The sequence below is a fragment of the Pseudoxanthomonas sacheonensis genome, from assembly GCF_010093305.1.
Lineage (GTDB): Bacteria > Pseudomonadota > Gammaproteobacteria > Xanthomonadales > Xanthomonadaceae > Pseudoxanthomonas_A > Pseudoxanthomonas_A sacheonensis.
This window is the reverse complement of the sequence record NZ_PDWS01000027.1, coordinates 1-22,329: the sequence shown is the minus strand read 5'-3', so window position 1 is coordinate 22,329 and position 22,329 is coordinate 1. Positions and strand designations below refer to the sequence as shown.

Sequence of the window (22,329 nt, the reverse complement as noted above, 5' to 3'; positions counted from 1 at the left end):
GAACACGACATGGGAATCCTGAAATCTTTTCTGCGCGGCCTGGGCCTGTTCCTGCTGGTCGTGGTGGGCATCGGCGCATGGCTGGCCTCGCCCTGGTATGTGTTGGCGGTGCTGGTGGTGCTGTTCGCACTGTGGCTGCTGTTCACCCGGCGCGGCCATCAAGCCGGCTCGGTGACCCAGGTCGGGCTGAGCACGCTGACCCAGCGCATCGGCGCTTCTTCGGTGATCGTGATCGGCATCGCCGGCGTGGTCGCGGTGCTGGTGGCGATGCTGGCCATGGCCGAGGGCTACCGCGAGACCTTGCGCGCCAGCGGCGGCGAGGACAGCGCGATCGTTTTGCGCGGCGCTTCGGCCGCCGAGGTGATGTCCACGCTGGACCACGAAAGCGTCAACGTGATCGGCCAGGTGCCGGGCATCGCCCGCGATGCGCAGAACCGCCCGCTGATATCGCCTGAGCTGGTTGTGGCCGCCAACCTGCCGATCAAAGGCGGCAAGCCGGGCGAGGACGGCAGCGTGCAATTGCGCGGCATCGGCGAGGCCGCCTGGGCGGTGCGGCCGGAGGTGAAGGTAGTGGCCGGGCGCAAGTTCGCCAGCGGCCGCCGCGAAGTGATGGCCGGTACCGGCGCGCAACGCCAGTTCATCGGTCTGCAACCCGGAGGCCAGATCAAGCTGGGCGCGCAGACCTGGACCGTGGCCGGCATCTTCCATTCCGGTGACGCCATGGATTCGGAACTCTGGGCAGACGCCGAAGTGGTCGCCACCACCTACCGGCGCGGCAGCACCCGCACTTCGGTCACTGCCAAGCTCACCGATGCCAAGGCGTTCAAGGGCTTCAAGGCCGCATTGGATGGCGACCCGCGCCTGGACGTGGACGCCAGCACCACGCTGGCCTACTTCAGCAAGCAGTCCGAAGGCATGACCAAGGTGATCCGCATCATCGGCATCGTGGTCGGGGCGATCATGGCGCTGGGCGCGGTGTTCGGCGCGCTCAACACCATGTTCGCCACGGTCGCCACGCGCGCGCGCGAAATCGCCACCTTGCGTGCGATCGGTTTCCGCGGCGTTCCGGTGGTGGTCGCGGTGATGCTGGAAACCATGCTGCTGGCGTTGCTGGGCGGGTTGATCGGCGGGTTGATCGCCTGGCTGATCTTCAACGGCTACACCGCCTCGACGATTGCAGGCGGCGTGGGTCAGCTGACCTTCGAATTCAAGGTGTCGCCCGCGGTGCTGTGGACCGGCATCAAGTGGGCATTGGCGATCGGCTTCGTAGGCGGCCTGTTCCCGGCCCTGCGCGCGGCGCAACTGCCGGTGACCGAGGCGTTGCGCGCGGCGTAAGCCGCGATAAGTTTTCAACGAAACCGCGTTGTAGCCTGATCGTTGTACGTAAAAAATCCGTCATCCCGGCGAAAGCCGGGACCCAATTTTCAGATCGACGGTAAGTTGGGTCCCGGCTTTCGCCGGGATGACGGCCCTTGGTTTTCAGCACTGCCTGTACCAGCCCAATAGTTGGCTGCAAAGCCACCAAGCAAGCACTAATCTATCCATCCACCCATGACGGCCTTCTCCAAATCAGCCGGCGTATCCAGATCGAACTCCAGCTCTGCCGCCTCCAATAGATAAAGAGAGTCGGAAGACAATTTTTGCAGCGCGCCGCGCAAACCGCGGTCGCCGTGCAGACCATGCGCCTCCCGCAACACCACAGCGCTCGCCACTGCAGGAATGCCCGGTGCCGCACCATGCAGCGTAGCCGCGCACCCCGAAGCCGATACGGCCGCGCCTGATAGCAATCGCTGCAGATGGCTTTGTTCCAGCGCCGGCTGATCGCAGCCCAAAATCAGCGCCGACCCACTTTCGTTCAGCGCATTGACCGCCATGCGCAGACTGCTGGCCAATCCTTCCTGCCAATCGTTGTTGACCAGAATTTCGACGCGCAGATCGGCCACCGCCTCGCGCATCTCGTCGGCATGGGCGCCGATGACCAGAAGCAGCCTTTGCGGTTGCGTGAGCGAAGCCAGCCGCACCGCGCGGTGCACCAGCGTTTCTCCACCGCGCGTCAGCAGTTGTTTGGCGCGGCCAAGACGGCGGCTGCCGCCTGCCGCGAGCACGATGGCGGCGTGCGGGTTCGGTTCCCGGCTCATTGCGGGAATCGATACGCCTGCAGCTGCGCAGCGATGCTCAGGGCGATCGCTTCGGGCCCCTGCCCACCCAGCTTGAGCCCGACCGGCGAGTGCAGGCGCGGTTGCAGCGCTTCGCGCGCGGCCGGCGGCAATACGCGGAACAGGTCTTCGCGCCGCCGCGTCGGACCCAGCAAACCGATGAAAGGAAGTTCGCTAGCAGCAAGGGCCTCCAAAGCTTCGCGGTCCATCTCGAAGTTGTGGTTCATCACCAGCGCCGCATCGAATGCACGGTCGAGCGTCGACAACGCGGCTTGCGGCGAAGTTTCGATCAACACATCGGCATGCCGCGCTTCGGGCAGCCAGCGCGTGCGGCGCTCCACCAACGTTGTGATCCAGCCCAGGCTGCGCAACAAAGGCAGCAAGGTGGGTGTTTCCGGTCCTGCGCCGAACACGAGCGCGGCCGGCGGCGCGGGAATCGCCAGATTCCATGTTCCCGCCGACGTGTGGAACTCTTTCGAATGCGCGGCGTCCATCCGCCACTGCTGTTTCAGCTCGCCGGCTTCGGCCGAGACTTCGCCTTGCGTCGAAACGGAAAGCCGCAAAATTCCTCGCCCTTCCTTCCAGGCTTCCACCAACGCAGGCCAGCCGCTCAATGCAGCCAGCGGCAGCAGCGCCAGACGCAGGCGGCCACGGCAGCCGAGTGCGGATCCGCCGATCAGATCCTCATCGTCGCGGGTGTCGATGTCCATCCATTCGATGCGCGATTGCGCCGCCGCCGAGCGCGCACGTTTCTCTATTTCCGGTTCCAGGCAACCGCCGCTCAGCCAGCCCACGTGTCCTTCACGCGCACCGAACAATGCCATCGCACCGGGACCGACATAAGTCGAGCCCTCGGTTTCCACCACCAGCGCCAGCGTGGCCGAATCCCCGCGTTGGTGCGCGGCGGCGGATGTTTCCAGGATGTGACGGTAGCTGCTCATGCGTACTAAGACGATGGACTAAGCCGCGCCTGGTTGGCAACCCGCAATGGCGGTAGTAAGGTTAGCCCTATCCCAGCCGCCGCCAGGGAACTCCCATGAAGTTGAACGTCAACGGCACAGAGCGCGAAGTGGATGCGCCGGCCGACATGCCCCTGTTGTGGGTCCTTCGCGATCTGATGGGACTCACCGGTACCAAGTTCGGTTGCGGCATCGCCCAATGCGGCGCCTGCACCGTGCACATCGACGGCGCGCCGCTGCGCGCCTGCATCACGCCGGTCGCCGCGGTCGCGGGAAAGAAGATCACCACCATCGAAGGACTTTCCGCCGACGGGCAGCACCCGGTGCAACAGGCGTGGGCGGAATTGGATGTGGTCCAGTGCGGCTACTGCCAGTCGGGACAGATCATGTCCGCGGTGGCCTTGCTGACGAAGATCCCCACGCCCACCGATACCGACATAGACCAGGCGCTGTCCGGCAACATCTGCCGCTGCGGCACTTATCCGCGCATCCGCGCGGCGGTGCATCGCGCGGCGGAGATAGACAAGGGCTGATTTGAGCCCCTCTCCTGCGGGAGAGGGGTTGGGGTGAGGGTACGGCGGAGTCATCGACGTCCGAACCATCATGGACTCCACCGCACCCTAATCCGGCGCTCCGCGCCACCCCGTATCAAGTACGGGGCAAGCTCTTCTCCCGGGGGGAGAAGGGAACAAAATACGGAGATCCACCGTGAACGCAGAAACCATCAACTCCCGACGCCAATTCCTCAAAGCCAGCGCCCTGGTCGGCGGCGGCCTGGTCATCGGCTTCGTCGTCCCAGCCGCCAAGCGCCTGGCTTTCGCCCAACCGGCAGCCGCCGCCGCGGTCGCCAGCTTCGCGCCCAACGCCTTCCTGCGTATCGGCAACGACGACAGCGTGACCGTGCTGCTGTCGCATTCGGAAATGGGCCAGGGCGTCTGGACCGCGCTGCCGATGCTGATCGCCGAGGAACTGGATGCGGACTGGTCGAAGATCAAGGTGGAACATGCGCCGGCCGCACCGGACTACTTCAGCCCCATATTCGGCATGCAGGGCACCGGCGGCTCCACTTCCACCGCTTCGGAATTCGACCGCTACCGCCAGGCCGGCGCCGCCGCGCGCGCGATGCTGGTGCAGGCCGCGGCCACGCGCTTCAACGTGCCGGTGTCCGAGATACGCACCGAAAATGGAGAAGTGATCGCAGGCGCACAGCGCGTACGTTACGGCGCTCTTGCCGACGACGCCGGCAAGTTGAAGGCGCCGGATGCGACCACGCTGACGCTGAAGGATCCCAAGGACTGGAAGATCATCGGCAAGCCGACCAAGCGCCTGGATTCGCCGGAGAAGATCACCGGGCGCGCGCAGTTCGGCATGGATGTGCAGTTCGAGGGCCTGCTGACCGCGGTGGTGGCGCGCGCGCCGGTGTTCGGCGGCAAGGTCAAATCGTTCGATGCGACTGCGGCCAAGGCAATAGCCGGCGTGCGCAACGTCGTGCAGATACCGACCGGCGTAGCAGTGATCGCCGATCATTACTGGGCGGCCAAACTGGGCCGCGACGCATTGAAGGTGGAATGGGACCTGGGCCCGAACGCGGCGCTGGACAGCGCCGCGCTGCGCAAGCAATTCAGCGAACTGGCGGCTACGTCGGGACTGCCGGCGGTGCAGACCGGCGATGTCGTCGCCGCGCTATCCAAAGCGGCCAAGACGGTGGAAGCCGAATACGCCCTTCCGTATCTGGCGCATGCGCCGATGGAACCGTTGAATTGCACGGTCAAGCTTTCGCCGGACAAGTGCGAGCTTTGGATCGGCACCCAGTTCCAGACGTTGGAACAGAAAACCGCCGCGGAAATCGCCGGACTCAAACCCGAGCAGGTATTCGTGCATACCACTTTCCTGGGCGGCGGTTTCGGCCGTCGCGCCAATCCCTCGCCGGACATCGTGTTCGAGGCCGTGCACATCGCCAAGGCCGCCAACGCGCCGGTGAAAACCGTGTGGAGCCGCGAGGACGACGTGCGCGGAGGCTTCTATCGCCCTGCGTTCGTGCACAAGGCGAAAGTGGGACTGGATGCCGAAGGCAAGCCGATGGCGTGGCAGCACGTGATCGCCGGCCAGTCGATCATCGCAGGGACCTTCTTCGAACCGATGATGGTCAAGAACGGCATCGACGCGACCTCGACCGAAGGCGTCGCCGACTCCCCTTACCTCGCCGACGTGCCGGCCCATCGCGTCGGCCTGCATTCGCCGAAACCCGGCATTCCGGTGCTCTGGTGGCGTTCGGTTGGCCACAGCCACACCGCCTTCGCGATGGAGAGCCTGGTCGACGAGCTGGCGCATGCCGCCGGCAAGGATCCGGTGGAATACCGGCGCGGGCTGTTGGCCAAGCATGCGCGGCACCTGGGCGTGTTGAATCTGGCGGCGGAGAAATCCGGCTGGGGCGGTCCGTTGGAAAAGGGCCGCGCGCGCGGCGTGGCGGTGCACGAATCCTTCGGCAGTTTCATCGCGCAGGTGGCCGAAGTATCGGTAGAGAACGGAGCCATCCGCGTGCACCGCGTGGTCTGTGCGGTCGATTGCGGCATTGCGGTGAACCCGGCCGGTATCGCCGCGCAGATGGAGTCGGGTATCGCCTTCGGCCTGGGCGCCGCATTGCACAGCCACATTACTTTCAAGGATGGGCGCGTGCAGCAATCCAACTACCACGACTACCAGGTGCTGCGCATGAGCGAAATGCCGGCGGTGGAAGTGCATATCGTGCCGAGCACGGAAAAATCCGGCGGCGTCGGCGAACCCGGCACCGCGCCCATCGCACCGGCGGTGGCCAATGCGCTGTTCGCCTTGAACGGGCAACGGCTGCGCGAACTTCCCTTCCAGCTTGCAGCGCAGACGCCGGCCAAGCCGGCCAAGGCGTGAGGAGATGACGATGCGTATCCTGTTCGCCAGCTTCTTCCTGCTTGCGCTGACTGCCTGCGGCCCGCGCGTCAGCCCGGAACAAAAAGCCAAGGCCGTGGAAGCCTTCGCCACGGTCGAGAAAGTCTTCCAGCATCCGCGCTGCAGCAACTGCCACATTCCGGGCGATGCGCCGTTGCAGTTCGATGCGCAGACGCCGCACCAGATGGGCGTGGTGCGCGGACCAGATGGCAAGGGCGCGCCAGGCCTGCCCTGCGCCACTTGCCACGCCGAAGCCAATCCACCGGCCAGCTATGGCCCGCACGCGCCGCCGGGCGCGCCGCACTGGTCGCTGCCGCCGCCGGATCACAAGATGGCGTGGATCGGACTACCCAGCGCGCAGCTGTGCGCGATGATCAAGGACAAGAAGAGCAACGGCGACCGCGATTTCGCCGCGCTGCTCAAACACGTCAGTGAAGACAAGCTGGTGTTGTGGGGCTGGAACCCCGGCAATGGCCGCCTGCCGGTGCCGGTGCCGCACGATCAGTTCGTGGCCGCGTTCAAGCTGTGGGCGGATGCGGGTGGGCCCTGTCCGGGTGACAAGTAGCCGAATCCTTCGTTGTAGAGCCGAGCTTGCTCGGCTGCTTTTGATGTTGCGAACGGCAGCCGAGCAAGCTCGGCTCTACAAAGATGGTTTGTTGCGCGAGCGCACGAAGCCGTCGATAGCGAAGATCGCCAGCCCTATCCAGATGAAGACGAAACCGATCGCGCGGTCGCGATCAAAGACCTCGTTGAACACCAGCACGCCGATCAGCAGCTGCAAAGTTGGCGCCAGGTACTGCATGAAACCCACCACGCTGTAGGGGACGCGCCGCACCGCATAGGAAAAGCCGATCAACGGCAACGCGGTCAGCACACCGCCGAAGACCAGCAAGGCGTCGGTCTGCCAGCTCCAGTCACCGACGAATCCGCCCTTGCCGTGGCTCTCCAGCCAGACCAGCGTCGCCACTGCCGGCAGGAACAGGTACATGCTTTCGATGGCCAGACCGGGAATGGAATCCACCGCCGCCAGCTTGCGGATGAACCCATAGAAGCCGAACGAGGCCGCCAGCGATAACGCGATCCAGGGGAAGCTGCCGTAGTTGAAAGTCAGCCACAGCACGCCCATCGCGGCCACCGCCACCGATACCCACTGCGCCACCGTCAGCCGTTCGCGCAGCAGCAGGACGCCCAGCAACACATTGAGCAGCGGATTGATGAAATAGCCCAGGCTGGTTTCAACCACATGCCCGGCGTTGACCGCCCAGATGTACAGCCCCCAGTTGAACGCGATCAGCACGCCGCTCAGCAGCAGCATCCACGGCACCCGCGGACGCGCCATCGCAGTGCGCAACCACTGCAGGCCCTGGGTCAGGCACAGCCCGCCGACCACCAGCACCGCGCTCCACGCGATCCGGTGCATCACGATCTGCATCGAAGGCACGTTCTTCAGCAGATGCCAGTACAACGGCATCATGCCCCAGACCGCAAACGAACCGGCCGCGGCCCACAGACCGCGGCGATCGATCGCGGCCGGAGTCATTTGCCTTGCTCTGCTGCGGCCGGCTCAACGGCATCCCGGGCCGGTGCAGGCGCAGTGCGCGCCTTGCCCAGCGTGATCGCCACCACGCCGAACAGGATCACCGCCATCGCGCCCAGGTCGTGCGCGGTGAACTGTTCGGCCGCCAGCCATGCGCCCAGCATCACCGCGATCACCGGATTGACGTAGGCATAGCTGCCTGCGAGCGTGGGACGAACGTGGTGCAGCAGCCACACATAGGCGGTGAAGCCGATGATGGAACCGAAGGTCATCAGGTAGACGACGGAAAGCGTGCCTTTCAACGTCGGCATGCCATGGAAACTTTCGCCGGTTACCAGGCCCGCGAGCAGCATCATCAAACCGCCCGTCAGCATCTGTCCGGCCGCCGACATGAAAGGCGAAGGCAGATCGCGGCCTTTGCTCCAGATCGATCCGAACGCCCAGGCGATCGGCGCGATCAGCAAGGCGACCAGTCCCCACGGCGTGGCCGACAAGGTGCTACCGGCATTGAGCCACAGCACGCCGATGAAACCGATGGCGATGCCGACCCATTCCAGCCCGCTGGGACGCTGCCCGCGCATCAGCGAGAACAATCCCATCCACAACGGCGTGGAAGCGATGGCGACCGCCGCCAGGCCCGACGAGACCCATTGTTCTGCAATGCTGACCATGCCGTTGCCGATACCCATCATCAACAAGCCCATCAGCGCCATGTTCTTCCACTGCGCGCGCGTGGGCGCGCGTTCGCCACGCATGCGCAGCACGGCGAACATCATTGCGCCCGCCAGCAGGAAGCGCCCGCCCGCCATCAGCAGCGGCGGATAACCGCCTTCCAGCGCGAAGCGGATGCCCAGGTAGGTGGAGCCCCAGATCAGGTAAACCGCAGCCAAGGCGACGGCGACGGCCAAGCCACCGCGCGCCGGTGTGGCCACGTTGGAAACGGAGGAGTTCATGGGGGATATCCGACAGTCAGGTCGTTATTGTAATCCCGCGCCTCGGCGCACGGCAGCCAGGCCGCGTTGAAAGCTTTGGCATGCTGCGTTGCTTTTGGCTCAAGTCAGCGGTCCCTCTTGCAGAACGATCCTGTAGGAGCGACGCGAGTCGCGAAGCTCTGAAACCGTCACTGCTTCGCGACTCGCATCGCTCCTACAGACAAGACCCGGCACCGCAGACTCACGCGGCGCGTTCGCGTTCCAGCAATGCCTGCTTCAATGGCAACCCCCAGCGGTAGCCGCCCAGCGAGCCATCGCCGCGGATGACCCGATGGCACGGCACCACCACCGCGATGCGGTTGTTGGCGCAGGCACTGGCCACCGCACGCGTCGCCTTGGGCGAGCCCAGGGCATCGGCGAGTTCCGCATAGCTGCGGGTCTGGCCGGAAGGGATTTTCATCAGCGCATCCCAGACGCGTTTCTGGAAGGCGGTGCCCATCAGGTCCACCGGCACGTCGCTGCCGCGGCCGGCCAGGCGCTCGGCCACCGCTTGCAAACGCGGGGCGAGGAAATCGTCGCTGCCCGCGTCCACGCGTTCGATGCGTGCCTGCGGAAACTCTTCGCGCAAGCGCTTTTCCAGAACCTGCGCATCGTCGCCCAGCTCCACCGCGCAGATACCGCGCTCGGTGGCCGCGACCAAAGCGTTGCCCAGAACCGTGTCCACCAGCGCCCAACGGATTTCCATTCCCGCACCGCCCGCGCGGTAAGTGGCGGGCGTCATGCCGAGCTTGGCCGCGCCCTGTTCGTACACGCGCGAAGGCGAGCCATAGCCTGCGTCGTAAAGCGCGGCGCTGACGTCGTTGCCGGCGCGCAGGCCGGTCTTCAGCGCGCCGAGTTTTTTCTGCGCAAGGTATTCGGCGGGGCTGATGCCGTAGCGGGCCTGGAACTTGCGCTGCAGGTGCGAGGCGCTAAGGCCGACCGCAGCGGCCAGCTCGTTCAAGGTGGGCTCGCCGCCGTCCAGCAGCTCGCGGGCGCGTTCCAGTTTTTGGTCGTGGTTTTCCATGGCCCAAAGCGTAGCGGGCGCACTGGGCGCCCGCTATCCGATTCTTGCTTTGCTTGCGATTGCGGGCGAAACGCGACAAGCCTGGAGGCTGTTCACCTGCACTGACTTCGCCGTACCCTCACCCGCCGCGCTTTGCGCGTCGACCTCTCCCGGTGGGAGAGGTGCTCATGCGGGCTTCAATCCGCCCAGCGGCCCGGCATGGTCGACACCGGCAACACCTGCGCCGACAACGTGCGGTCGTTGCCCAGCACGTCGATGGCATCGCCCAGGATCGCGGCCGATTCGCGCAGCAGCGGATCGGGACGCTTGTCGGCCAGCTTTTCGCGGGCAGCATCCTTGACGATGTCGCGCTCGTTGGCGCCCAGGCCGTCGTCGGCCGCATCGTCGGCCAGCGGATCCAGCGCCAGACCCAGGGCCTTGCGTTCGGCCTGGCGTTCCTTGCGCTGGGTGTCCTGCTTGTCGCGTTCTGCCCGGCGTTCGGCTTCGTTGAGCGACACGTACTTCTTGGCGGCTTCGGCGCGGAAATCGGTCACGTCCTGCGACCACCACTGGAATTCCTTGTCGGTGGCCACGCGCGTGGCGTGCAGTGCTTCCAGGCGCGGCAGCAGCGGAGCGAAGTTGCCGTACTGGGTGTGCGGCACCGCGGCGATCTTGGTCCACGGCAACGCATTGTCGTAAGTGCTCTCGCCGTATTCGGTGGCGTCCACGCTGACCGGGAAGGCGATATCGGGCACCACGCCCTTGTGCTGGGTGCTGCCGCCGGCGACGCGGAAGAACTGGGCGATGGTCAGCTTGACCGAGCCGAAGCGCGGGGTTTCGTTGGCCGGCCAGCGGTCCAGATCGGCCAGGTTCTGCACGGTACCCTTGCCGAAAGTGGTTTCGCCGATCACCAGGCCGCGTCCGTAGTCCTGGATGGCGCCGGCGAAGATTTCCGAAGCCGAAGCCGAACCGCGATTGGTCAGCACCGCCAGCGGACCGTCCCAGGCCACGCCCGAGGTGCGGTCGGCATTGACGGTGACGCGGCCGCCGGATTCGCGCACCTGCACCACCGGGCCCTTGTCGATGAACAAGCCGGTGAGCTCCACCGCTTCGTCCAGCGAGCCGCCGCCGTTGTTGCGCAGGTCCATGACCACGCCGTCGACGCCGTCGGCCTTGAACTTGGCCAGCAGTTTGGCGATATCGCGCGTAGCGGAGGTGTAGTCGTTCGGGTTCCTGCGGCGGCCTTCGAAGTCCTGGTAGAACGCGGGCAGCTTGACCACGCCGATGCGGCGCGCCGGTTCGCCGTTGGCGGCGGGCAGATCGATGGTCTCGGCCTTGGCCGCCTGCTCTTCCAGCTTGATCTTCTGCCGGGTCAGGGTGACCTGCGCGTGCTTGCCGTCCACGCCGCTTTCGGCGGGGATGTATTCCAGCCGCACCTGCGTGTCTTTCTTGCCGCGGATCTGCGCCACCACGTCGTCGATGCGCCAGCCGATCACGTCGGTCATCGCGCCGGACTTGCCCTGGCCGACGGCAACGATGCGGTCGCCCGGCTTGAGCGTGCCGTTCACGTCGGCCGGACCGCCGGCGATGATCTCGCGGATCACCACCACGTCGTCCTGACGCTGCAGCTGCGCGCCGATGCCTTCCAGCGACAGCGACATGGACTGGTTGAAGTTCTCCGCCGTCTTCGGCGTGAAGTAGTCGGTATGCGGATCGATGGCGTTGGTGTAGCTGTTGAGGAAGGTCTGGAACACGTCCTCGCTCTTCAGCTCGTCCACGGTGCGCTGATAGGTCGCGTAGCGCTTGTCCAGCGTCTTGCGGATTTCATCGGGTTTCTTGCCTGCGAGCTTGAGGCGCAGCCAATCGTTCATCACCGACTTCTTCCAGACCTCGTCCAGTTCCTGCGTGTTCGCGGCCCAGGGCGCCTTCTCGCGGTCGTATTCCCAGCGTTGGTCGCCGGTGAAATCGAAGTTCTGCTTCAGCAGCGTGCGCGCATAGGCGATTCGCTGGCCGACGCGCTGTTTGTACACGGCGAAGATGTCGTAGGCCGGCTCCAGTTCGCCGCTGCGAATGGCGTCGTCCAACTCGGTTTTATACGGGTTGAACTTGGCGATGTCGGCGGCGGTGAAGTACTGCTTGCCGCCGTCGAGGGATTCGAGGTAACGCTTGAAGATATCCTGCGAAAGCGCATCGTCCAGCGCGCGCGGGCGGTACGCGTAGCGGCTGTCGGACAGCAGTCCGTACACCTGTTTCGAGGTGGAGGACTGGTCCGCCGTGGGCCCGGTGGTGCCGGACAGCGGCTGGCTGTCGGCACGCGCAAGCAGGGCAAGCGGTGCGACCAGAGCCAGGGACAGGAGGGCGGCGGCAGGGGTCTTCAATTTCATCGGGTCTACTCGTTGGCCATGGCGGCCTGTGGGGATGCTGCGGAAAAGCTCTGACTTGGCGACAGTGCCGAAAGTTGCCGGCCCTGTCATCCGCTTGCAGCCTACCGGCGGTAAGTCGCCAAAATGTGAATGCTTCGTTTGCCAATCGACTCCGGCGGGCGGCCGTTCAGCCGACGCCGGCCTGCTTGGCCTGCAGATCCGCATGGTAGGAAGAACGCACCAGCGGGCCGGAAGCCACGTGACTGAACCCCAGCGCCTGGCCGTAGCGCTCGAGCTCGGCGAACTCGTCCGGGGTCCAGTAGCGCAGCACCGGGTGGTGGTGGGCGGTGGGCTGCAGATACTGGCCGATGGTGATCATGTCCACCTGGTGCGCGCGCAGGTCGCGCAGAGTGGCCTGCACCTGCTCCATGGTCTCGCCCAGGCCCAGCATGATCCCGGACTTGGTGGGCAGCTGCGGGTGCTGCTGCTTGAACTTCTGCAGCAGGGTCAGCGACCACTGGTAGTCGGCGCCCGGACGCACGTTGGGGTACAGGTCCGGCACGGTTTCGATGTTGTGGTTGAACACGTCCGGCGGATTGGCCGCCAGGATCTCCAGCGCCCGGTCCATGCGGCCCTTGCCGCGGAAATCCGGGGTCAGGATCTCGATGCGGGTGCCGGGGGAATGCTCGCGGATGGCCGCGATGCAGTCGACGAAGTGCTGGGCGCCGCCGTCGCGCAGGTCGTCGCGGTCCACCGAGGTCACCACCACGTATTTCAGGCCCATGTCGGCGACGGTGGTGGCCAGGCTGAGCGGTTCGCCGGCGTCGGGCGGCTTGGGGCGGCCATGGGCCACATCGCAGAACGAGCAGCGCCGGGTGCAGACCTCGCCCAGGATCATGAAGGTCGCGGTGCCGTGGCTGAAGCACTCGTGGATATTGGGGCAGCTGGCTTCCTCGCAGACGGTCACCAGGCGGTTCTCGCGCAGTTTGGCCTTGAGCCGGGCCACCGAGCCGTCGCTGGGAATGCGCACGCGGATCCAGGACGGCTTGCGCAGCACGGGGGCGTCGAGGAACTGAACCGGCGAGCGCCCGATCTTGTCGCCGCCCATCTGTTTCACGCCCGTTTCCAGCGGAGGCGCCGCCGGGGTGGGGGAAGTCACGACCTGAAGGGATATTTCCCGGGGGGAAATGGGGCGGGCGCCGGCATCGTTGCTCATGCCGTGATTCTAGCCCTTCTGCCCTGGCAGAGGCAGGCGTGCCGGGCCTATGGGGCGGGAAACAGTGATCCACTGAACCCCCACGGCTTTGTAGAGCCGAGCTTGCTCGGCTGCTTTCCGCATAAATGAGGATCAAAGGCAGCCGAGCAAGCTCGGCTCTACGAAGCGCGGCCGGTCTTTGTCTTTTCCGTCGGGCAAAAAAAGCCCGCAATGGCTAGGCCAGTTGCGGGCTTGCTCCCTCCCCCACGTCGGGATGCGGGCGCATCGTGAAGGACGCCTCGCGGCTCTTGCACGCTGCACTGCAAAACAGAACTGGAGGGTTCAGTAGCGGGGCTTGCGTACCAATTGTGTGAGAACGGTTACAACCCTTGCGAGAGCTGGATATGGCTCATCCGCGCTGGCCGATGGCGGCTTCCGGCGGTCCACCGCAAGGGCGGACGAAACAGAAAAATGAATAGGCGAGTCACGTTTTTATTGCGCACTGCGCCCGGCTTTTGGCCTGGGTGAATCTTCTCCACGAACGGGGCGGGGATCGCCCTACGGCGACAATTGCGGCTGGGCGTCGTACCACTGCTTGGCCCGCAGCAGATGGAAGCTGTTCTGCGCGCCGTTGGCCTGCACGCCCATGCTCAGCACACCCCACTTGGCGTACAGGCTGCCATTGCGACTCTGTCCGCGCAGGCGCAGGCGCGCTTGCAGGTCGAAGCGGTCGTTGCTGGCGTCGATGCGATCCAGCAACAGCGTGTCGCGCCGCCATTGCACCCTGCCCTGCACTTGCGCCTGGCCGGCGTCGACCAGTTTGAACACCCATTTCGGGTATTCCTTCTGCCGGGAGAACAGCGACAGCAGGAAGCCGACATCCTTCATCTTCACGCTTGCGTCGCCGCCAATGCTGAGCGGCTTGTTCCAGTCCATGCGCGCGCGCGGCAGTGCGATGCGCGCCCACCAACCGCTGCGTGTTTGGCCGCCGGGCTCGCTGAAACTGATGTTGTCCAGGGTAATGCTGCTGCCGTCGACGGCGAAGTTGCGCCTGGCCAGATCGGCGCGACGCAGGCGCGTGTCGATGCCTATATCTCCGCGCAACGCCATGCCGGCCACGCGCATCTGCGCCTTGCGACCAGCCACGCGCAACCAGCCGCGCCCTATCTCGCCCTTGCCGTCCAGATGCAGATCGCCGCTCAGCGCGCCGCTGCCGCCGTCGAAACGCAGGTGCTGGCTGGGCAGATAGCGATTGTAGACGCGCAGGTCCGGGATGCTGGCGCCCTTGAACGTCAGGTGTGCACGCAGCGAATCGCGCAATGCGGCCAGATCTTCGCCGGCAACCACGTCCAGATGCAGATCGCTTCCCTGCACATAGGGCGCGCGCAGGTTGTCGTCGGCCGCTACGTGGAAACGGTCCAGGACGATATTCAACGTGGGCAGCAGACCGCCGCCGGCGCCGGCATCGAAACGACCTTCTGCGCGTCCGCTGCCCTGGATGCGGTTGCCCATCACCTCGGCCACCACCGCCACCTGCGGCACGCTGAAAGTACTGCCGGCCGCGACCTTGCCGTCGACCACCTGCACGTTGGCCGCGACATCGCCGGCGCCATCGAGGGTCAGCCATGGCGCCTTGGTGAAGAAGCGCCCCAGCCAGCGCAGCGATGAGAACCGCCATTGGCCCGCCACGTGGCCGGAAGTGCGCGGCAGCAGGCTGGCGAAATCGCGCAGCGGGATTCTGTTGCCGGTCACGCGCAGGTCGGCGTCCAGGCCGAACACGCCGTGCGCTTGCGGCGGCATGTACGCGGTCAGGGTCATATCGTGGTCCACGTCCAGTGCGACCTGGACGTGATCGGTATGAGTCGCGCCCTTTGGATCGGTGCTGACCACGGGCATCTGCCAGCGCAACTGGCTACCGGACGCCAGCGCGCCGCGCGAGAATTTCAAGGCGGCCTTCGCCTGTCCCTTCCCCGGCACCGTTTCGAACGAACCATGGCCTTGCGCGTCCATCGCCACCGCCAGGGCGGCGGTCGTACCCTGCAGATCGAGTTGGATATCGCTGAGCAGCAGTTTGTCCAAACCCTGCGCCTGCGCGCGGGTGTGGCGGGCGATGGCGAAACGCGCATCGAGCGTGCCGTCGCGCAACCATTCCCGGCCACCCTGAGCCAGGCGCGCGCGCGTGAATTTCACGGTCGAAGGCAGCACTTCCATCGGCCCGCCGCGCAGTTGCTTGATGAAACCGAATTCGGCGCTTCCCTGGCCTTGCAGCGACAGCTCGCCGAAATCGGCGCGCCGCACGCTATCGCTGGCGATACGGTCGAAACGCAGCGTCCAGCCTCCCGGACGCGGTACCGGCGAAGGCTGTTCGGCGTCGACACGATCCACCGAGCCGTCCACCTCGCTGACCGACACATAAGGCACGTGCAGCTCTCTGCGCAGCAGAGGGAGCAAGCCGATACGGCCACTGGCGCGCGCGGCGCGCACCGACCATCGCGTATGCCGCACATGGCCCTGCAACTTCACCTCCGACAGCGACACGCGGCCCGGCCACCAGGTGCTGCCGCTGGCCCACTGCATCTGGAATTTTTCGGGCTTGCGGTTGATCGCCGAGGGCCCGAGCGAAGTATTGAGGAACAGATTGCCGGCGATCAGGTACAGGACGTACACGCCGACGATGGCAATCAGCAGGCGCCTCACCCAGGAGATAATCGAGCGACGCTTGGACAGAGGCGCGGGGTTCATTGCGGCAGCATGCATGAAGCCGTACGTCGGCATCAATGTCCATGCCCGCCGTCAGTAGGTCGGGGCTACGCCCCCGACGCACGGGAATCGGAGCCATCCGCGCGTCGGGGGCGTAGCCCCGACCTACCCTGGTCTCATTGACCATCCGCCGCTGTCTGCAGACGCAGGATCCGTCGCAATTCCAGAATCGCCGCTGGCGTCTCTTGCACGCTATGGCCCGAAGGAATCGCCTTTTCCGAAAGTGCGCCATCCAGATGCGAACTCGCATAGGGAACCAGGCCGTCGCTGGACTGCGCCAACGGCACGGACGGATCTTTCCAGCCGACGATGCTGTGGTAAGGCAGTCCCGCCTCGATCGGCAGATCGGCGGTGCTGCGCATGAACGGAGAGCCGGGACTGAGATCGTCCGGTCCGGTCGGAGGACGGCCCTTGTGGAAGCCGATCCGCTGGAGTTCCTGCTCATCGATCTTGTTGCGCTGGAACAATTCGGAGGTGTCGCGCAAGACAGTGAAGGGCAGCCGGATCGCGCGCCGCACCAGACGCAACGCCCAGCCCTCGCTGACCTCGGCGCCCCGATGCGGCGTGGCCAGGAATACGGCACGACCGACCTCGGGCAACGGATGGAACACGGTCAGTTTCCGCACCATCGGCTCTTGCGCCAACGCGGTAGCCTGTGCCGGCGGAAACGATTGCAACAAGCGCTGCAGCACCTGCTCACCGCTATCGCTGACCAGCAATCGCGAGATCACTCCGCCCATGCTGTGGCCGACCAGCACGGCGCCGCGGCTGGCGCGGTCGTCGCCTTGCGGATCGAAGTGCGCGAACGTCGCTCGCAAGGCCTGATCGATGCGCGCACGGCTGTTCAACAGGCTCAGATTGGTCGGATAGAACACTTGCCAGACCTGGTAATGCCGGCGCAGCTCGTCGTCGCCCAGCAGTTCGTTGGCCAGATTCACCCAGGCTTCCGGGCTGCTCGCCAATCCATGCACCAGGATCACCACGCGCTTGTCCGGATCATAGGGTTGGGTCAGATAGACGCGCGGATCGAAAGGGGTCTGCTGGCGCGGACGCAGCAGACTGGACAGGCTCAGCCGCGCCAGTTGCGAACGCGCCAGCCACACGCCGTAGGCGGCCGAGAAATTCGCTGCCAGCGGAACGCTGCGGCCGGCGATGGTCTCCTGTTCGTATCGATAGGGATTGTAGACATCGATCCATACATCCTCGGTCGCCAACACTTCGTCCAGGGTCCGTCCCTCGAAGCGGAGCGTGCTGGTCACCGGCAAATAGCGGGTGTCGCGATAAGGCGGATCCGGCGGTGTGGATTCCGCAGGCGCCGCAACCGTCTTCAGTTGCGGGAATACCGCCACCAGACTGCTGCCGAAACCATCGCGGCCGTACACCGCGCGCAGGTTGTCGAAACCCAGCGTGTCCGATGCCAACAGCATCTCCGGCGTATCGTCCTGCTTGCGGTCGAAACCGTGCAGCGCGATGCGCAAATGCAGGTTGTGGATCTGCTGGGTCTGGTCGGGTGCGCTTTTGCGCATGCGCGCGACCTCGAACAACGACTGCGCCGTCACCTCCACTGCACGGTTGTACAAACGCAACACGCGCCCCTGGCGCGATTCGAACACGCGCTGCTCGGGCGTGCGCGCGGTCATGAACAAGTAGGCATAGGCCCAGCGCGCGGTATCCATCGCTTCGTGCGCGGCCACTTCCGGCGCCGTTCGCATCGCTTCGGCCGCCGCCTGCATGCGCAAGGTGCGCACTTCGGCGATCGTGGCCAGCCAGGCTTCTTCCGGCACCGCCTGCCGCAGTTGCCCGGCGCAGGGCTCAGGCTCGCGCCGGCAGTTCTCCGGATCCAGGCCCGCAGAGGCCAGGCTGGAAGACGCATCGGCGCTGAGCCGGCCGCTGCCGAGCACATCGGCGCGGCGCGCGAGATCGGCATCGCCTGCGTGCTGTTCCCTGACCTTGACCACCGCGCAGCCGTTGAGAAAGGCCAGTGCCAACAGTACGCACGCCAGCGCTACGGTTCTCCATGAATTTCCGTCGACGGTCATTGATCGAATGTCCAAGCAGTGACGGCTCTAGCGTATGCGAAACGCGCATAAACGAAAGGCCCGCACGGGGCGGGCCTTTCGGGATTGCAACACGAGGCCGCAGGAGGGGATCAGAAATCCATGCCGCCCATGCCACCCATGCCGCCGCCCATGCCGCCGCCGGCTGCCGGCTCGTCCTTCTTCGGCGCTTCGGCCACCATCGCTTCGGTGGTGATCATCAGGCCGGCGATGGATGCCGCGTTCTGCAGGGCCGAACGGGTGACCTTGGTCGGGTCCAGGATGCCGAACGCGATCATGTCGCCGTATTCGCCGGTGGCGGCGTTGTAGCCGTAGTTGCCGGTGCCGGAAGCGACCTGGTTCAGCACCACCGACGGCTCTTCGCCGCAGTTGGTGACGATTTCGCGCAGCGGCGCTTCCATCGCGCGCTTGGCGATGTTGATGCCGTGGTTCTGGTCTTCGTTGTTGCCTTTCAGGTCGCCGATGGCCTGCAGCGCGCGGATCAGGGCGACGCCGCCGCCCGGGACCACGCCTTCTTCCACCGCAGCGCGGGTGGCGTGCAGGGCGTCTTCGACGCGAGCCTTCTTTTCCTTCATCTCGATCTCGGTCGATGCGCCGACCTTGATCACGGCCACGCCGCCGGCCAGCTTGGCCACGCGTTCCTGCAGCTTCTCGCGGTCGTAGTCCGAAGAAGTGTCTTCGATCTGCGCCTTGATCTGCTTGATGCGCGCTTCGATGGCCGAGGTGTCGCCGGCGCCGTCGATGATGGTGGTGTTTTCCTTGGAAACCTGGATCTTCTTGGCGCGGCCCAGGTCCTTGATGGTGGCCTTCTCCAGCGACAGGCCCACTTCTTCGGAAATCACCACGCCGCCGGTCAGGGTGGCCATGTCTTCCAGCATCGCCTTGCGGCGGTCGCCGAAGCCCGGGGCCTTGACGGCGCAGACCTTGACGATGCCGCGGATGGTGTTGACCACCAGCGTCGCCAGGGCTTCGCCTTCGACTTCTTCAGCCACGATCAGCAGCGGCTTGCCGGCCTTGGCCACGCCTTCCAGCACGGGCAGCAGGTCGCGCACGTTGGAGATCTTCTTGTCGAACAGCAGGATGTACGGATCGTCCAGATCGGCCGACATCGACTGCTGGTTGTTGACGAAGTACGGCGACAGGTAGCCGCGGTCGAACTGCATGCCCTCGACCACGTCCAGCTCGTTGTCCAGGCCCGAGCCTTCTTCAACGGTGATCACGCCTTCCTTGCCGACCTTCTTCATCGCGTCGGCGATGATGTTGCCGATCGACTCGTCGCTGTTGGCCGAAATGGTGCCGACCTGGGCGATGGCCTTGTCGTCGGCGGTGGGCTTGCTGATCTTCTTCAGCTCGGCCACGGCGGCCACGACGGCCTTGTCGATGCCGCGCTTGAGGTCCATCGGGTTCATGCCGGCGGCGACCGCCTTGGAACCTTCGCGGATCAGCGCCTGGGCCAGCACGGTGGCGGTGGTGGTGCCGTCGCCGGCGTTGTCGGAGGTCTTGGAAGCGACTTCCTTCACCATCTGCGCGCCCATGTTCTCGAACTTGTCGGCAAGTTCGATTTCCTTGGCGACGGACACGCCGTCCTTGGTGATGGTCGGGGCGCCGTAGCTCTTCTCGAGCACGACATTGCGGCCCTTCGGACCGAGCGTTGCCTTCACGGCATTGGCGAGGATGTTGACGCCGCGCACCATGCGCGAACGAGCGTCTTCACCGAAACGGATTTCTTTGGCGGACATGTTGTTACTCCGGGAATAGGGAATGGGGAATGGGGAATGGGGAGATCAAAGCGATGACGAATCGGGCTGGGCAATGAATCGGTGCGAAGTCGCAGTTCCGATTCACTATTCCCCATTCCCGATTTCCGGCTCTCAGCCCAGGATCGCGAAGATGTCGTCTTCCTTCACCACCAGGTAGTCGGTGCCGTCCAGCTTCACTTCGGTGCCGCTGTACTTGCCGAACAGGACCTGGTCGCCGACCTTCACCTTGGGCGCGCGGACGGTGCCGTTGTCCAGCGCCTTGCCCTCGCCGACGGCGACGACGTTGCCCTTGATGGGCTTTTCGGTGGCGGAGTCCGGAATGACGATACCGCCAGCGGACAACTTCTCTTCTTCGACGCGCTTGATGACTACGCGGTCGTACAACGGCTTGATATTGCTCATTTCAATCCTCTTAAGTGATTGATTGGACTGGGAAAGGGGCGGCGATGTTAGCACTCGTACCAGGTGAGTGCCAGCAACGCAGGCACAAAAACCCGGCGACGCCGGGATGCAGGACAGATGGGGCGCCCTTCCGGAGGATTCAAGAGCGAAAGAAAAACCAGGACAAAAAAAGAGCGCGCATGACAGGGGCATGCGCGCTCTCATGGAGATGGTGTCGTGTCCTTGCTTAGGCGTACCTCACCCTGCGCCTCTCCCCCCGCCGACTTCCTGTCGAAGCCGACTTCCTGCCAGCGGGCCTAGGAATACCAACCCAATCCTGCCGTGGGAAGACATGGACAGGACAAAAAGGGACCGAATAGGGTTAGTTTCAGTACCTTGCAGATGCAACACTTCAAATAAATTGAGATAAATCGCCCTAGAGCTACCAAAAGCAGACATGGTGTGTCTAATATCCGTCACCTGATTAGTATTGGTAGCCCTTTGGCTTATGTGGAATGCGCAGTCTCCGGTAATGTAGATTTCCCTTCACATGCTAGGCCAAGGAGTGCCGATGATTCAGCAAGAACGGATTCGCCTGGCCCGCCGTGCCGCGGGAATGTCGCAGAAGCAGTTGGCCGAGGCGGTGGGCGTGCAGCGCAGCGCCGTCAGCCACTGGGAGGCCCCCCTGGGGAAGAACCCCAGCGTCTCCCACCTGCGCAAGCTGGCCCAGGTGACCGAAGTGCAGTTCGAGTGGCTGGTGACCGGCCGCGGCGAGATGTCCTTGTCGCGCGAAGTCCAGCTGGACTCCATCGCCACCGCCGAAGCGCTGCTGATAGAGGACCCGTTGGAGTTCCGGCTGGTGCATGCGTTCCGCGAGGTGCCGTTGCGTGCCCGGATCTCGCTGCTGGAGGTCATGGAAGAGCTGGCGGCGCAGCGGACCGGCCGCGCCATTGGCCGGCGCGGCCCCGGCTCCCGGCCAGGGCTTCCCCTCACCGGTTGACCCAGGCCGGTCGACGGCATCGAGGAAGCAGTCCGAAGGACCCGCCGAATGCGCGCATGGGTCCTCATTCGATCGTGTATCGACATACACTTCCCCGCCCTGCCTGCCCCGCGTACCCAGCGGTGGCGAGACTCCTTTGCAATCGCTTCAACAGGCCCCAGTGAACCGCGGCGCGCGCATGCGGTCGAAACGGCCGCTTGTTTTTTGCGCCGCCATGAGGAAAACCGATCCGATGACCATCCTGCCGCGCCTGCTGGCCCTGCTCGCCTTCGCCATTCCGGCGACGCCGGCCTTCGCCGTGAGCGAAGCGGACCTGCTGCCGGTGGACCGGGCTTTCGCATTGACCGCCAGCGCGCCCAGCCGCGACCGCATCGAGGTGCAATGGAAGGTCGCCGACGGTTATTACCTGTACCGCCACCGCACCGACGTGCAGGTGGAAGGCGCGGATTTCCGGGCCGGCAAATTGCAGCTGCCCAAAGGTAAAGCGTACCGGGACGAATTCTTCGGCGACGTGGAAACCTATCACCAGGATCTGACCGGCGTGCTGGTCGGCGAGGCGGCGCCGGGAGCGGAAAGCGTGACCCTGAAGGTGAAATACCAGGGCTGCGCGGACGCCGGCATCTGCTACCCCCCGCAAACCCGCAGGCTGGTGGTGAAGTTGCCCGCCGCCGGGACCGTTGCCGGACTGGCCGCCGGGCCATCACTTGGTCCCACCAACGCCGGCGGCCTACCGCGGTTCGGTCAGGCTGCAACAGCGCCCTCCGGCGCGACCGAGGCCTTGCCGCTGCCGCAGGAACAGGCGTTCGCTTTCGAAGCCATCGCCTACGACGGCAACCAGCTGCTGTTGCGCTTCACCCCGGCGCCCGGCTACTACGTGTATCGCGACCGCACCACGATGAAGCTGGAAGGCGCCAAGCACCTCACGCTGGGCCCTCCGCGCTGGCCGAAAGGCCAGTCGCATCGCGACGAGCATTTCGGCGAAGTGGTCGTCTACTTCGACCAGGCCGAGGTGCCGGTGCCGGTGCGACGCAGCTCGGGCGAAGCCGCCGACGCCGCCTTGAAGGTGACTTTCCAGGGCTGTCAGAAGGACGGCATTTGCTATCCACCGATGACGCGTTCGGTGAAGCTGGCGATACCGGAAGGCCATATCACCTCTGCTGCCGATGTCTCGGCGGCGGACGGAAACACCATCCCCACCCCAACCCTCCCCTTGAAGGGGAGGGGGCAAGAGACCGTCGCTTCTGAGTCCTCCCCTTCAAGGGGAG

The 22,329-nt window shown here is 65.1% G+C and carries 17 protein-coding genes; 6 read left to right on the top strand and 11 right to left on the bottom strand.

The window, feature by feature from the left end; translation table 11 throughout:
* Nucleotides 1–9 precede the first annotated feature (9 nt).
* Nucleotides 10–1,335, top strand: coding sequence for an ABC transporter permease (locus CSC73_RS17865; protein WP_211840928.1), 1,326 nt, complete (start codon nucleotides 10–12; stop codon nucleotides 1,333–1,335).
* A gap of 197 nt (nucleotides 1,336–1,532) precedes the next feature.
* Here CSC73_RS17865 and CSC73_RS17860 read toward each other — a convergent pair whose 3' ends face one another.
* Both CSC73_RS17860 and CSC73_RS17855 read right to left on the bottom strand, forming a co-directional pair.
* The gene (locus CSC73_RS17860; protein ID WP_163843328.1) at nucleotides 1,533–2,138 is read right to left on the bottom strand and encodes a nucleotidyltransferase family protein; all 606 of its coding nucleotides are present in this window, start codon (nucleotides 2,136–2,138) and stop codon (nucleotides 1,533–1,535) included.
* Nucleotides 2,135–3,097, bottom strand: coding sequence for an XdhC family protein (locus CSC73_RS17855; RefSeq protein ID WP_163843325.1), 963 nt, complete (start codon nucleotides 3,095–3,097; stop codon nucleotides 2,135–2,137). The genes CSC73_RS17860 and CSC73_RS17855 overlap by 4 nt, the downstream gene beginning before the upstream one ends.
* 95 nt (nucleotides 3,098–3,192) lie before the next feature.
* On the opposite strand from CSC73_RS17855, the gene CSC73_RS17850 reads away from it, so the two are divergent.
* The 3 genes from CSC73_RS17850 to CSC73_RS17840 all read left to right on the top strand — a co-directional run bounded on the left by CSC73_RS17850 (nucleotide 3,193) and on the right by CSC73_RS17840 (nucleotide 6,602).
* Nucleotides 3,193–3,648, top strand: coding sequence for a (2Fe-2S)-binding protein (locus tag CSC73_RS17850; RefSeq protein ID WP_163843322.1), 456 nt, complete (start codon nucleotides 3,193–3,195; stop codon nucleotides 3,646–3,648).
* A 175-nt stretch (nucleotides 3,649–3,823) separates the two neighbouring features.
* Nucleotides 3,824–6,019: a xanthine dehydrogenase family protein molybdopterin-binding subunit gene (locus tag CSC73_RS17845; RefSeq protein WP_246197573.1), complete on the top strand. Its 2,196-nt coding sequence runs from the start codon at nucleotides 3,824–3,826 to the stop codon at nucleotides 6,017–6,019.
* Between the two features lie 10 nt (nucleotides 6,020–6,029).
* The gene (locus CSC73_RS17840) at nucleotides 6,030–6,602 is read left to right on the top strand and encodes a hypothetical protein (RefSeq protein ID WP_211840927.1); all 573 of its coding nucleotides are present in this window, start codon (nucleotides 6,030–6,032) and stop codon (nucleotides 6,600–6,602) included.
* A gap of 75 nt (nucleotides 6,603–6,677) precedes the next feature.
* Here CSC73_RS17840 and rarD read toward each other — a convergent pair whose 3' ends face one another.
* The 9 genes from rarD to groES form a co-directional block, all read right to left on the bottom strand.
* On the bottom strand, nucleotides 6,678–7,577 hold the full coding sequence (gene rarD, locus CSC73_RS17835; RefSeq protein ID WP_163843319.1) for an EamA family transporter RarD: 900 nt from the start codon (nucleotides 7,575–7,577) through the stop codon (nucleotides 6,678–6,680).
* Complete coding sequence (gene yedA / locus CSC73_RS17830; protein WP_163843316.1) at nucleotides 7,574–8,527, bottom strand: drug/metabolite exporter YedA; 954 nt, start codon at nucleotides 8,525–8,527, stop codon at nucleotides 7,574–7,576. Before yedA ends, rarD begins: the two co-directional genes overlap by 4 nt.
* 220 nt (nucleotides 8,528–8,747) lie before the next feature.
* Entirely contained in the window at nucleotides 8,748–9,569 is an 822-nt protein-coding gene (locus CSC73_RS17825) for a bifunctional transcriptional activator/DNA repair enzyme AdaA (RefSeq protein ID WP_163843314.1), read from the bottom strand.
* Nucleotides 9,570–9,745: 176 nt separating this feature from the next.
* On the bottom strand, nucleotides 9,746–11,932 hold the full coding sequence (locus CSC73_RS17820) for a carboxy terminal-processing peptidase (RefSeq protein ID WP_163843310.1): 2,187 nt from the start codon (nucleotides 11,930–11,932) through the stop codon (nucleotides 9,746–9,748).
* A gap of 166 nt (nucleotides 11,933–12,098) precedes the next feature.
* Nucleotides 12,099–13,127 carry a lipoyl synthase gene (gene lipA, locus CSC73_RS17815; protein WP_163843308.1) on the bottom strand — a complete coding sequence of 343 codons (1,029 nt, stop codon included), beginning with the start codon at nucleotides 13,125–13,127 and terminating at the stop codon, nucleotides 12,099–12,101.
* A 537-nt stretch (nucleotides 13,128–13,664) separates the two neighbouring features.
* Entirely contained in the window at nucleotides 13,665–15,848 is a 2,184-nt protein-coding gene (locus CSC73_RS17810; RefSeq protein ID WP_163843305.1) for an AsmA family protein, read from the bottom strand.
* A 134-nt stretch (nucleotides 15,849–15,982) separates the two neighbouring features.
* Nucleotides 15,983–17,905, bottom strand: coding sequence for an esterase/lipase family protein (locus CSC73_RS17805; protein WP_163843303.1), 1,923 nt, complete (start codon nucleotides 17,903–17,905; stop codon nucleotides 15,983–15,985).
* A gap of 110 nt (nucleotides 17,906–18,015) precedes the next feature.
* Nucleotides 18,016–19,662, bottom strand: a complete 1,647-nt coding sequence (groL, locus tag CSC73_RS17800; RefSeq protein WP_163843301.1) for a chaperonin GroEL — start codon at nucleotides 19,660–19,662, stop codon at nucleotides 18,016–18,018.
* Between the two features lie 132 nt (nucleotides 19,663–19,794).
* Complete coding sequence (groES, locus tag CSC73_RS17795; protein ID WP_163843299.1) at nucleotides 19,795–20,085, bottom strand: co-chaperone GroES; 291 nt, start codon at nucleotides 20,083–20,085, stop codon at nucleotides 19,795–19,797.
* A 550-nt stretch (nucleotides 20,086–20,635) separates the two neighbouring features.
* Here groES and CSC73_RS17790 point away from each other — a divergent pair.
* Together CSC73_RS17790 and CSC73_RS17785 are read left to right on the top strand one after the other, a co-directional pair.
* Nucleotides 20,636–21,064 (top strand): helix-turn-helix domain-containing protein, encoded by a 429-nt coding sequence (locus CSC73_RS17790; protein ID WP_163843297.1) that lies wholly within the window; start codon nucleotides 20,636–20,638, stop codon nucleotides 21,062–21,064.
* A gap of 232 nt (nucleotides 21,065–21,296) precedes the next feature.
* A partial coding sequence (locus tag CSC73_RS17785; RefSeq protein WP_281353021.1) for a protein-disulfide reductase DsbD domain-containing protein occupies nucleotides 21,297–22,329 on the top strand: 1,033 nt, incomplete at its 3' end.